Below are 12581 nucleotides of genomic sequence, written 5' to 3' on the forward strand. Positions count from 1 at the left end.
CTACCCCCAAGTTGTTTTTAATATTTGCTTAATTTTTTTAATCATTCTACCTCTTTGTAGATCGGTAATCGATGATTTATTGAGTGCATGTACTAATAGCATATTATTATTTATATCAAGTGTTACCGTACCGGGTGTTAATGTAATCGAGTTACTATAAATTACTTCACCGATTTCTTCTAACCCTTCTGCGTCAATCCATTCAAAAACCGGCTCTATCTCTATCTTTCTTTGCCAAATTATTTTGATAACCGAGAAAGCTGATTTCCATATTTCTAATAATAACCAAGGAAAATATAATATAAATTTAATTTTAGTGAGCATTAACATTTCCGGTTAATTTGATATTTGAAGTAAAAGGTATTAGTAGCATTATAAATACAAATAACAGCCCTATCATATTAAATATATTATTTATTGCAATTACAAAAGCATCATTATTTAATTTGTTTGCTAATAACAAATAGGATGCTTTTTCAGGATTAAGGACTTTCCCGCTTAATAATTCAGTGTAAGAATCTAGTTGTTCTAATGCCATTATAGAAGTAGACGAGATATTTTCCGATAAATATTGCATAAAGATTTTAGTATCATTAGTAAGTATAGTACTGATTACCGCAAGTCCTACAGCTCCTCCTAAATTACGAGTAAGATTATAAAGCCCGCTAGCGTTACCTACTCTTTCTTTTGGCATATTGCCAAGAGCTATATTATTAGTCGGTATAAAACAAAACATTAATGAAAGCCCCCTAACAAATTGAGGAAGCACAAATGCAGCAAATTTAGAATCAGGCGTTAGAAAACTATTCAAATGACATCCGAGAGCAAACCCTCCAAGCCCTATAATAAGCATCAGGCGTAAATCTACCCCTAGCCCTAACATCCTACCGGCAAGTGGTGCAGATAAAAATTGTGCTCCGCCCGTCACCATCATAGTAGCCCCGATTTGTAATGTATCATATCCGGCAATAGTAAAGAGAAATAGCGGTAATATATATACTGCCCCGTATAATCCGATACCCATAACGAATGAATAAAGGCAACCAAAAGTAAAGTCTTTATAAAGGAATGTTTTTAAATCTAAAATTGGATTAATAAAGGTTAGTTCTCTAATGATTAATAAAACAAAACCTAAAGCTACTGCAATACTTAAAAATAATATTAAATTATCCTCAAGCCAACCTTTTTTGTTTCCTTCTTCTAAAACATATTGTAATAAGCCGAGCGTTAAAGCCATTAATAATATACCGAGAAAATCAAAATTTTTCAGTAATTTATAATTTGGTTTATCAAAATCCCCATATAAAAATACTACCGTGCATACGAAAATACCAGGTATGACGTTTAATAAAAACATAAAATGCCATGATAAAATCTCCGTAATATATCCACCGAGTGTAGGTCCTAAAGTAGGGGCAACGGTTACCACAAGACCGATTAAGATAGTAACGGTAGGACGTTGTGATGCAGGAAAAATTATAAAAACGGTACTAAATACCGTCGGTATCATAGCACCACCAAAAAATCCTTGTAATGCTCTAAAGATAATCATTGATTCAATATTAGTTGCGAGCGAACATAATACGCTCATAACCGTAAATCCTAGAGCTGCAATAAAATAAGAAATTTTGGTAGAAAGTAACCTTGCTAAAAAGCCGGTAATAGGAATAATGATAACTTCAGCTATTAAGTAAGATGTTTGAACCCAAGAAAGCTCATCGCTTGATGCAGCAAGACCTGCAGCTATTACGGATAATGAGCTAGCGACAATCTGAATATCAAGTACCGACATAAACATCCCGACAACCATACCAAAAAAAGCAAATAATTGCTTTTTAGAAAGAGCAGGCGGTTGTAAATTATCATTTGACATAATTAAATTATACAGTTTAAATTAAATAAAGTTAATAAGTAAAATAAAAATATATGTTTAAAATAAAAAATTGTTGTACAACTTTTAATTTTTAATTAAACTATTTATTAGGATATAAGTAGACAAGACCTAATATATGGTAATCATTTTATTTATATTTAGCAAATAATAAATATGTGATTGATTTATTAAAAAATATTTACTATAATATTAACATTTATTAACTATAATTGATTTATCAATATGCAAAATCCAGCACAAAAAGTTATATCTTTTTCAGAGCATAAATCTGATATAGAACGCATAAAGAAATCAATAGAAGAAGGGTGGGCAATAGTAAAGCTAGTACATAATAAAGACCGTTTTATCGGACTTTTAGAAAAGATTTCGCATGCTGAAGATGAAACAATCTATATTCCTCCAAGAAAAAAGATAATAGTTAATTAACACGAATAGCGAATTATTACATAATCTGCTATTCGGCTTAAGAAGTTGAATATAAAAGTGCAATAAAGCAATATTCAATGATTTAAGGCTTGTATTTCTTTTAGATAAGGTTGATTTTGCTTTTTTCAAAAAAGGCATTACTTTTTTTCTTAATTCAGGTATCATAATTGCTATGTTAACTAAAAAAGAGCCTGTATAAATATGAACACAACTTTTATCTAACTTTATAAAGGTGCTGTCTCACTAAGTGTGTAAATTTCTAGGATAGGTTATATTAACAATAATATAATTTATCAGGAATAACATGAGTAACAGTAACCAAGAGAAGATAAAACAAGCAGTAGATTTGCTAATAGATAAAGATACTGATTTAACGAGTTTTTTTGCCAAAGACGGGATATTAAAGCAGTTAACTAAAAATATATTTGAAAGAGCCTTAAAAGCTGAGATGGATGAGCATCTTGTCTATAACAAATATGGCAGGATAGAGACTGACAATAGTAGAAATGGTGTATGCAAAAAAAGCCTAATTACTGAAGGTGGAGTATTGGAACTTGAAGTACCACGTGATAGAAATGCTGAATTTTCTCCTGTACTAGTGCCAAAGCGTCAGACTAGGATTAGATGGATTAGATCAGAAGATATTATCCTTATATGCTAAAGGGATGAGCCTCTCTGACATTAAGATTCAGATTCATAAGCTATATGGTGCAGAGAACAGTGAAAACCTTATTAGTCGGGTTACCGATAATGTTATGGATGAGGTCAGGAGTTGGCAGAATAGGCCTCTGGAAGCCATATATGCTATAGTATATTTTGATGCACTTATAGTTAAAGTACGTCAAGATAAGAGAATTATCAATAAGGCAGTATATGTAGCTTTAGGTGTAGATTTAACCGGAAGGAAAGATATTTTAGGCTTGTGTATTAGCGAGAATGAGGGAGCTAAATTTGGTTAAATAATTTTACTGAAATGAAAGACAGGGGATTAAAAGATATCTTAATTGCTTGTAGCGATAATCTAACGGGCATGAGTGAGGCGATATCTGCAGTATATCCACAAACTGAGCATCAGCTGTGCATTGTACATCAAATCAGAAATAGTTTGTCATATGTAAGCTATAAAGACCGTAAAGAACTTGCAGCAGATTTGAAGCTAGTATACAGCTCTATCACTGAGGATGAAGCACTTACTGCCTTATCTGATTTTGATATGAAATGGGGCAAACAGTACCCACATATTGCAAAATCATGGCAAAATAATTGGCAGAATTTGATAATTTTTTTACAATACCCAGAAGTGATTAGGCGTATCATTTATACAACCAATGCAATCGAAGGTTTAAATAGTCAATAGTCAATTACGCAAGGTTACTAATAACAAAAGGGGTTTTCCTAACGACGACTCTGTATTTAAGACTTTGTACTTGACAATTGACTATATTACGCGAAAATGAAATATGCCTATCCAAAATTGGGGAGAGGCCATGGCTCACTTTTTGATAAAATTTGAGGGGCGAATTTAATGCCTATTTTAGAATTTACACACTTATATATCCAGAGCCTTTTTTTCTTATCCATAAATATTTACCTTTAGTAATTTTACGTATCCATAAATAGATATTAATATCAACAAGTTGAGCTATATAACAGGCAAAAGTTGATGCTAAAAAAGATATATGGTATGAACCAAAGACTTTATGAAAAGTTATGTTGTCAACATTAGACCAATTAGTAGCTTCCAATTTATCCATGAGACTTATTATTAAAACTACTATTATATTAAAAATAATAGCAAGTTTTACACAAAAATTGGCTCTTTCTTTACCGTAAAACTCAGCTATTAAATCCGTTAATAAAAAAGTTAACGGGTAAAAAATTGCTCCTATAGATAATTCAAGAATATAAAAATTAAGAATATTAAGGTAAACAAATTTTTGATATATTAAGTTTCCTACTATAATAAGGACTGTAAAAACGTACATAAAATGATATAAATTTTTTCTTTTATATTAAATTCTATAGACATTTCTAAAATTATTTTGTGAATTATTGTCATACGGCTTTGTTGCATGACCCGATTTTTTCGTTATTGCGAGAAGAAATTGTAAATTTCAACGAAGCAAGGAAGAAAAAAAATTCTGTAAATCAGAATTTTTTTAATTATTTTTCTGGATTGCCACGTCGCTTTGCTCCTCGCAAGGTGTTGTTGCGTGGATCAGTTTTACCTCTGTCATCCCGTGGCTTGACCACGGGATCCAGTTAAAAATACTAAAATTATTAGTATTTTTTATTGTTTTTATGGACCTAGTTAGCAAGCCACAAGGTGACACAGTAGGTTTTACCGGTCTACGCAACAATGCCTCCTCGCAATGACTGTTCGGGTATACATACAACAATGACAACAAAGATAAACAATGACAAGTATGAGAGATATTACTAAGATAAAGCTGTAACTATTTAGCTATAGGTAAACTATTTTCTGCTTGATTTTCTTCAATTTCATTAATTTTAGAAACTAAATCTGATTTCTTTTTTGAGGAAAGGTTAGCAAGTACTATTGCGTTTATTAAAAATAATATTGTAAGTATTATAGTGCTTTTAGTAAGAAAATTACCGACTGTTTTAGCACTGACTACTCCCATATTATTACCGCCGCTTATACTACTAATTCCATCCGATCCGCTACGCTGCATCAGAATAACTATAATTAGCAATATTGCAATAGTAATATGTACAAAAAGAAGAATGTCTATCATATAATAAAATAATCATTACCGTATTTTAAATGTAAATCATACATTAGTTTTATATTATTTGCAACTTAGCTTTATAAAATAAACATAATACTATAATAGTATCTGACAGAAACTAGACTAAAATCAGCATATGAATTTTTCAAGAAAGGTTAAAAATTCACAAAGCTTAGGATGTATAGTGGTGCTACTAGGGGGAATTGAACCCCCGACCTCTTCATTACCAATGAAGTGCTCTACCCCTGAGCTATAGTAGCAAGACTATATGAAAGACAATTAAATTATTTATATTTTTAAATATTTTAAACCGAAAACTAATAAGATTTTTGCGGTAATAACTGTGCCTATTTCAAAAAAATTTGATAATTTGTAGCTAAAAAAAGTAAAAATAGATTAATTTAATTGTCTTTCATATAGTCTAGAATTTTATTTCAAACTCTTTTTGCCACATATTTGCTATTAAATCAAGAAGAATTTTAGAAATTCGTTTACTATATTACTAAAAAGCTCTTTTCTAGCTTTTCATTCTCTCCACTTATATGTACCTCATCAGAAGATGCTACTGTAGCTTCATTAGCATGCATCCCAAATTCTTTATGTAAATAATCACTTAAAATCTTTAGTGTTTTTTCTTTGGTTTGGCATGCTAATATCATTTTATTATCTTGTACTAACTTTTGTAATTGGGCTATCTCTTTTGCAGAAGCAGGTCTCATTTCTAAAGAGCCGCTTTCTTCTTGCCGTAATCGGTCGGTCGTTACAGTCGTAGTAACTCTATGACACGTACCGAATAAGTCTATATCTATCCTTGAAATTGCCTCGTTACTAGTTATTTTTTCAACAGTTTTGGAGTGATTTATGCTATCCTGTGAGATACAAGCAAAAACTAATCCTTTTTTAGTTATTTTGTGTTCGTAAGCATTGCCATAGTAAGAACTCTTAGGTGTCAAGACTACAATTTTATCATTAAATTCAACTAGGTTTGCAGGTTTTGTAATTTTTTTCATATTTTATCTAAACTTCTATTTTTGTAAAAATATAAGGCGATCAATGCAAAAATACAGCTTAATATGACGTAATAAACTGCCGAGGTTACATGCCCTGTTTTTTGTACTAAATATTCAAAGACAAGAGGCGTAGTACCTCCGAAAATACTTGTAGCAGTGTTATATGAAATAGACAAAGCGGTGTTACGTATATTTGTAGGATAAAACTCTACTTGTAATGCCGGTTCAGGACCGATATAGCTAGCGGCAAGTATAGCTAGTATAAATTGTGAGATAATTACGCTTGTAAAGTCACCGTTCTCAAAATTATTAAGTAAAAACGGCGTTGTTATAATAATTATTATCAGGTTAATTACAAAAATTTTCCTGCGACCTATAATATCGGATAAATAACCGCTTAATAAAGTTACAGCTATCATAATCACGTAACATACGTTAGCGAGGCTATTTACTTCATTTTCAGTAAAGTTACGGCTGATTTTTAAAAACGATACCAAGTAAATTGTAGTTAAATAGAATATTATCGAACCGGGAGCATTGATAAAAATCGAGATTAATATATCAAACCAATGATTGGTAATGACTTTTTTTAACGGTGATTGTAAAATCTTTTTCTGCTCTCTTAGATTTTTAAAATTCGGTGTTTCGTGTGTATTTTTTTTAATATAAAATGCTGCAAAAAGAATAAAAAATCCAAGTAAAAAAGGTATTCTCCAGCCAAAACTATCAAATTGTGAAGCTGTTAGGATATTCTTAACGATATAAGAAACAAAAGAACCAAGCAATAAACCGGAGCATATACTAGACATTGAAATACTACCGGTAAAGCCTCGGTGTTTATGGCTAGTATGTTCAATAACAAAAGAAATAGAACCGGTCAAAGCTCCTCCCATTGATAATCCTTGCAGAATTCGTACACAAATCATTAATATAGTCCCAGTTATACCTATAGTATGGTAAGTTGGTAATATTCCTATTAATACGGTTGGGGCAGACATGCAAAATAACGCACTAGTTAAGGCTACTTTGCGTCCAAATCTATCACCAATAACACCAAAAAATATGCCGCCCAACGGTCTTGCCAAATAACCTATAGCAAATACTAAAAAAGCTTGCAGTAAAGAAGTATTAGCATCATCATTCGGAAAAAATTTTGCTCCTATTATGGGTGCAAAATAACCGAATAATACATAATCATACCATTCAAAAGTGTTAGCGATACCGCTTGAAAATACTAGTTTACTGCGATTCATGTTTTCTACTCATAGCTTTTTTTTCGGAGTATATTATAAATAAGGTAGCAGGAATTATTATTACTGCTCCATGAAGTGTGCTTTTATCGGGAAACTCATTAAATATGAAATATGCCGCTATTGCCGAAATCACCAGCTCTAAATATCTATAAGGAGCGGTAGCGGTTGCATCTACCATGGAAAAAGCTTTAAGTAGAAAGAATAATATTAAGCTTCCACTACTACCGAGTACAAACAATAAAGCTAATTCAAAACCGCTAGGGGTTAGCCAATATTGCGATGCAACAGGCAATGATACTACAGCAGTTACTATTGCCGAATAAAATAGCATACTGATCATCGATTCTTTTATTACGAATTTTTTATTAATAATGTCAAGCATAGCAAATGAAATAACCGCTAATACAAAATACAAAATTTCGGGGTTAAAATCCTCGGCATGAGGTTTAAGCGTAACAACAAGCCCTATAAATCCTACTACGGTAACTACCCATCTTTGCCAAATAATATTTTCGTTAAGAAAAAATACGGCAAGTATTAAAGTAAATAAAGGGATAGAAAAACTTACAACGGTTGCGGTAGTAACGGGAGCTATGGTAAGACCGTAAGTCCAAGAAGTCATAGCGAAAAATAATAATAATCCTCTTAATATATGTACAAAAGGACGACTTGTTTTTAAGGTATTTTTACCGTAATAAAAAACAAAAGGTAGTAAAACTATGCTACTGAAAAAGAAGCGGAAAAAAGCTACTTCAAAGCTATGTAAACGAGTACCAAGATATTTAGACATTACATCATTGGCACTACTACTTACTAAACTAAGTAAAAACCAACCTATACCGGTTAAATATGTTTTTAATGCATCATTCATTAATATGCTCCAATAATTTCTATAATTTTACTTAAATGTCTTGACTTTTAGCATAAAAGAATTCTATCTTTTATGAAAATGGTATAAATATATAAACAAAAATTTTATATAATAATACGGTAATCAATTTTAAGCAAGTAAAGGTTATAATTAATATGTTAAGAATAGTGAAAAAATTAGGGATAATTTTGTTTGTATCCAGCATAAGTATTAATAGTTTTGCTAAAAGCATGTATGATGATGTAGATTCTGCTCCTGACTATGATAGTACACCGTATTACGAAAACGAAGGAAGTTTAGTTTTCAAGATGCGTCTAGGAGGTGTTTTTTCAAGTGCTAAGCAAAAAGGATTACCTACTCCTACTTCTCCTCAACCTGTTCCAGTAGGAGAAGTTGCAAAAAACGGTTATGGAGGTGATGCATCCACTACTATATTCTTTAACAATTATTTAGCTACTGAATTATCGCTTGGTTTTAATGTTTTACGCACTAAATATACATCCCTTGCAGCCGTTGCTCATAATTATGGCGTTGATAATGTCAAACTAGGAAAAAACAAACCTATTTATATGATTCCTGCAACGGTTACCGGACAATTTCATATAGCTCCTTACGGTGGAATAAGACCGTATATAGGCATAGGTTATCACGGTTCTTATATGCTTACGCAAGCTACTGGTCTTAAAATTAGAAACGGACACGGTGCCGTAGGACAAATAGGTGTAGATTTTTATGCTAAAGATGATACTTTAATCAATATTGACGTAAGACAATTTTTCTTAAATCCTAAACTTGAGTATAAACCGAATTTAGTAGGTAATAAAACCGTGACCTCTAAAGTTAAACTTAATCCTTTAATAGTTTCTGTAGGTATAGGATTTACTTTTTAGAGAATATACGACTCCCTTTATGTCATTCCCGCGAAAGCGGGAATCCAGTAAAACATATAAAAACTCGTTTTTATATGTTTATTTTGTCGGATATGCAGTTTTTATGCCAATATTTAAGTTTATTTTTTCTTAGATTCCTGCTTTCGCGGGAATGACATCGGTAGCCTAGTAATAATCGCTTTTAGCTAAAATGACATTAAAAAAGTAATTCCCCTATGTCCCTACAAATTATCCAGTTATTATACTTAGTTGCGGCTGTTTGTTTTATTCTGTCGCTAAAGTTTTTATCCTCACAGAAACAAGCACGTTTAGGTAGTACCATAGGTATCTTGGGAATGGCGATAGCAGTCGGCGTTACTTTTTTCCTCCCGGATTTTGCTCATAAATTACCCATTATAGCAACCATATTATTAGGCGGTATAATCGGAGGGATTATTGCACTTAAAATCTCCATGACGGCAATGCCTCAATTAGTTGCCGGATTTCACTCTTTTGTTGGTCTTGCTGCGGTATTTGTAGCTTACGCTACGATACTTGCTCCTGAAAATTTTTCTATAGGAATAGCAGGAAGTTTACCGATTAATTTATTAATAGAAATATCGCTTGGAGTTTCTATAGGAGCGTTAACTTTTAGCGGTTCGGTTATAGCTTTTCTAAAACTACAAGGCTTAATGAAAAGTAGCCCACTAAAATTCTACGGTCAGCAATATATATGCTTATTAACGGCAATAATATTGGTTATTCTAGTAATATCTTTTATTCGTTCAGAAAATATATTTTTATTTAATCTAATAGTCTTTTTATCGCTGTTCATCGGAGTATTACTAATAATACCGGTGGGCGGTGCAGATATGCCTGTTATAGTATCAATGCTAAATTCTTATTCAGGTTTTGCAGCAGCCGGTATCGGCTTTACGCTTAGCAATAGCCTACTTATTATTACCGGAGCATTAGTCGGTAGTAGCGGAGCTATACTTAGCTATATAATGTGTAGGGCTATGAATCGTTCATTAATCAAGGTTATTTTTGGGGCGTTTTTGCCTGCACCTACCGGGATTAACAAGGATATAGACGACGATAAAATAGCAAAAACAAGCTGCCCTGAAGATGCGGCACATTTACTACTTAATGCATCATCGGTGATAATTGTTCCAGGTTACGGTATGGCAGTAGCCCAGTCTCAGCATATCATAAAAGAGATGGTTGATATATTAGAACGTTCAGATATTAATGTACGTTTTGCCGTACATCCGGTAGCAGGTAGAATGCCGGGGCATATGAATGTTTTACTTGCAGAAGCTAATATAGATTATGAGAAAGTACTTGAGCTTGAAGAAATTAATAGAGATTTCGCTACCACTGACGTAGTGCTTGTGATTGGGGCAAATGACGTAACTAACCCTGCTGCCAAAAATGATCCGAACAGTCCAATTTATGGTATGTCGGTACTCGATGTTGAGAAAGCTCGTACTATTTTGTTTATTAAACGTTCTATGGCTTCAGGATATGCAGGTATAGAAAATGAGCTATTTTATCACGATAATACTTTTATGTTATTCGGCGATGCTAAGAAAGTAGTTGAGGATATAGTTAAGTTTCTAAATGAAGATTAGACCTCTTGCATAACTTGCTTCTAAAGGTAATTTATATGTCAATCCGGTACTCGCATCCTCACGTACTAAAGTGTACGCTGCGGTAGCAAGCACTTCCGTGTCTCTTTCAAATTCTTCTTTATTAGCTTCGCTATGCAAGAGGTCTATTGACTTAAATAACTCTATTTGTTATAACTTCTTAAATTAAGCCAAAAAACAATTATCATGAATTCGCAAAAAACATTACCGCTTCTGCCAAAAGCCACGGCTATGTGGTTAATTGAAAATACTTCTTTAACTTTTAAACAAATTGCCGATTTTTGTGGTATTCATGAATTTGAAATAAAAGGTATGGCTGACGGTGAAGTAGCACAATCTATAAAAGGTTTAAATCCAGTTGCAAACGGTCAGTTAACTTTAGAGGAAATTGAACGTTGCAGTAAAGATCCTAATGCTAATTTACAAATTTCATATAGCCCTACTGATGAATTGATGAAAAATCAGAAAAAACAGCGTGCTAAATACACTCCTATAGCAAGGCGTCAAGATAAACCGGATGCTATATATTGGTTATTGTCTAATTATCGGAACATCCAAGACCATCAAATAATTAAATTAATAGGCACTACTAAGACTACTATAGATGCTATTAGAACTCGTAGCCATTGGAATATGAATTCTATTCGTCCTCGTGATCCCGTATTACTAGGAATCTGTAGTCAAATAGACCTGAATAAAATAGTAGAAAGCCTAAAGCCTCCACAAAATCCTACAAAAGAATCATAAAATTATACTAACTTCTATTAGTTCACTTCTAGGTCTTGTTGCATGACTCAAAAAACGCATTTATGTCAGTCCCGCATGGCATTGTTGCGTAGATATCTTAATTGTCATTGCGAGGAGGCATTGTTGCGTAGACCGGTAAAATCCACTGTGTCACCCCGTGGCTTGACCACGGGGTCCATAACAACAATAAAAAATACTAATAATTTTAATATTTTTAACTGGATACCGTGGTCAAGCCACGGTATGCATCGAATGGATTTTTTTATGGATTAGAAAAGTGATTATTGCCTAATAAATCGTTTATCACTAGGTAAAGTATAACTTTTATCGGTAGAACGATAGGGACAAATATCAATCCCTCCACGCCTAGTATATACTATATAAATAGAAAGAAAATCAGGATTTATAGCGTTTTTAATATCTGTAAAAATACGCTCAGCACACTGCTCTGCAAACTCATTACAATTTCTAAAAGATATCAAATATTTCAGAAAAGAATCATGTTTTAACTTTTTTCCTTTATATTTTATAACGATTGTACCCCAATCCGGTTGACCGGTTACTAAGCAATTTGATTTGAGTAAATTAGAATTAATCTCTTCTTCTACCAAAACATCTTCATACTCAATTAAACTATTATCGGGTGGACCGTAATTATTGCATACTATATCTAAATCATCGATATTTTTACCGCTTGGAATACCAAATTCTATTTTTGTATTTATAGGAAATATACGTCCTGTTACTTTAGCGTGTGTAACATTACTTAGATCCTGCAAGATAATTCTTTCTAGTTCTTCTACTGATTCAACAACAAAGTTATTAAAAGAATTTAGATATAGTTTAAATGATTTTGATTCTACTATATTTTCAGAATACGTCGGTATATAAAAAGTGCCTACTCCAACCCATGGTTTACCGTTCTTATTAAGACAAGATAGTTCATATGTATTCCAAATATCTACACCGTAAAACGGAAGATTATTACTATTTATTCCAAGTTCGTTTCGATTATTTATACGTGAAATTTTAAATAATAAAGTCGCATCATAACTATCTTTATAAGTACTTTTTTTACCAAGTAAAGAAGTAGATAAAGGCATTAA

General features: G+C 32.4%; 14 protein-coding genes, 1 tRNA gene and 2 pseudogenes. 6 read left to right on the forward strand and 11 right to left on the reverse strand.

The genetic code is table 11. The features are described from left to right. Nucleotides 1–330, reverse strand: coding sequence for a monovalent cation/H+ antiporter subunit E (locus AC5587_RS07705; protein ID WP_499162356.1), 330 nt, complete (start codon nt 328–330; stop codon nt 1–3). Then, nucleotides 314–1873, reverse strand: coding sequence for a DHA2 family efflux MFS transporter permease subunit (locus AC5587_RS07710; RefSeq protein WP_488267172.1), 1560 nt, complete (start codon nt 1871–1873; stop codon nt 314–316). Before AC5587_RS07710 ends, AC5587_RS07705 begins: the two co-directional genes overlap by 17 nt. Before the next feature lie 243 nt (nt 1874–2116). Here AC5587_RS07710 and AC5587_RS07715 point away from each other — a divergent pair, with 243 nt between their 5' ends. Both AC5587_RS07715 and AC5587_RS07720 read left to right on the forward strand, forming a co-directional pair. Further along, nucleotides 2117–2320 carry a DUF2674 domain-containing protein gene (locus tag AC5587_RS07715; RefSeq protein WP_499162357.1) on the forward strand — a complete coding sequence of 68 codons (204 nt, stop codon included), beginning with the start codon at nt 2117–2119 and terminating at the stop codon, nt 2318–2320. Between the two features lie 304 nt (nt 2321–2624). Next, nucleotides 2625–3846, forward strand: a pseudogene (locus AC5587_RS07720) (IS256 family transposase). 18 nt (nt 3847–3864) lie between these two features. Here AC5587_RS07720 and AC5587_RS07725 read toward each other — a convergent pair. The 7 genes and pseudogenes from AC5587_RS07725 to AC5587_RS07755 form a co-directional block, all read right to left on the reverse strand. Further along, nucleotides 3865–4349 (reverse strand): annotated as a pseudogene (locus tag AC5587_RS07725) (queuosine precursor transporter); the annotation flags it as partial. A 130-nt stretch (nt 4350–4479) separates the two neighbouring features. Next, entirely contained in the window at nt 4480–4719 is a 240-nt protein-coding gene (locus AC5587_RS07730; RefSeq protein ID WP_499162358.1) for a hypothetical protein, read from the reverse strand. Between the two features lie 57 nt (nt 4720–4776). Continuing rightward, nucleotides 4777–5079, reverse strand: coding sequence for a preprotein translocase subunit SecG (gene secG / locus AC5587_RS07735; protein ID WP_032073806.1), 303 nt, complete (start codon nt 5077–5079; stop codon nt 4777–4779). A gap of 179 nt (nt 5080–5258) precedes the next feature. Further along, a tRNA-Thr gene (locus AC5587_RS07740) sits at nt 5259–5333 on the reverse strand. Nucleotides 5334–5567: 234 nt separating this feature from the next. Beyond that, nucleotides 5568–6083 carry a hypothetical protein gene (locus AC5587_RS07745; protein ID WP_499162359.1) on the reverse strand — a complete coding sequence of 172 codons (516 nt, stop codon included), beginning with the start codon at nt 6081–6083 and terminating at the stop codon, nt 5568–5570. Continuing rightward, complete coding sequence (locus AC5587_RS07750) at nt 6080–7336, reverse strand: MFS transporter (protein ID WP_499162360.1); 1257 nt, start codon at nt 7334–7336, stop codon at nt 6080–6082. Before AC5587_RS07750 ends, AC5587_RS07745 begins: the two co-directional genes overlap by 4 nt. Beyond that, nucleotides 7323–8207 carry a DMT family transporter gene (locus AC5587_RS07755; protein ID WP_499162361.1) on the reverse strand — a complete coding sequence of 295 codons (885 nt, stop codon included), beginning with the start codon at nt 8205–8207 and terminating at the stop codon, nt 7323–7325. The genes AC5587_RS07750 and AC5587_RS07755 overlap by 14 nt, the downstream gene beginning before the upstream one ends. A 155-nt stretch (nt 8208–8362) precedes the next feature. Here AC5587_RS07755 and AC5587_RS07760 point away from each other — a divergent pair, with 155 nt between their 5' ends. Next, nucleotides 8363–9097: an OmpW family outer membrane protein gene (locus AC5587_RS07760; RefSeq protein WP_499162362.1), complete on the forward strand. Its 735-nt coding sequence runs from the start codon at nt 8363–8365 to the stop codon at nt 9095–9097. Nucleotides 9098–9312: 215 nt separating this feature from the next. Next, complete coding sequence (locus AC5587_RS07765; protein ID WP_499162363.1) at nt 9313–10710, forward strand: NAD(P)(+) transhydrogenase (Re/Si-specific) subunit beta; 1398 nt, start codon at nt 9313–9315, stop codon at nt 10708–10710. Here the strand turns inward: AC5587_RS07765 and AC5587_RS07770 are convergent. Continuing rightward, the gene (locus tag AC5587_RS07770; RefSeq protein WP_499163023.1) at nt 10696–10875 is read right to left on the reverse strand and encodes a palindromic element RPE1 domain-containing protein; all 180 of its coding nucleotides are present in this window, start codon (nt 10873–10875) and stop codon (nt 10696–10698) included. The genes AC5587_RS07765 and AC5587_RS07770 overlap by 15 nt on opposite strands. A gap of 39 nt (nt 10876–10914) precedes the next feature. Between AC5587_RS07770 and AC5587_RS07775 the strand changes: the two genes are divergently transcribed. Together AC5587_RS07775 and AC5587_RS07780 are read left to right on the forward strand one after the other, a co-directional pair. Next, entirely contained in the window at nt 10915–11475 is a 561-nt protein-coding gene (locus tag AC5587_RS07775; RefSeq protein WP_499162364.1) for a cell cycle transcriptional regulator TrcR, read from the forward strand. 42 nt (nt 11476–11517) lie between these two features. After that, nucleotides 11518–11748 carry a hypothetical protein gene (locus AC5587_RS07780; RefSeq protein WP_499163044.1) on the forward strand — a complete coding sequence of 77 codons (231 nt, stop codon included), beginning with the start codon at nt 11518–11520 and terminating at the stop codon, nt 11746–11748. Nucleotides 11749–11756: 8 nt separating this feature from the next. Here AC5587_RS07780 and queF read toward each other — a convergent pair whose 3' ends face one another. Then, complete coding sequence (gene queF, locus AC5587_RS07785) at nt 11757–12578, reverse strand: NADPH-dependent 7-cyano-7-deazaguanine reductase QueF (RefSeq protein WP_499162365.1); 822 nt, start codon at nt 12576–12578, stop codon at nt 11757–11759. Nucleotides 12579–12581 lie beyond the last annotated feature (3 nt).

It is taken from the genome of Rickettsia endosymbiont of Hedychridium roseum (assembly GCF_964028255.1).
Classification (GTDB): domain Bacteria; phylum Pseudomonadota; class Alphaproteobacteria; order Rickettsiales; family Rickettsiaceae; genus Rickettsia; species Rickettsia asembonensis.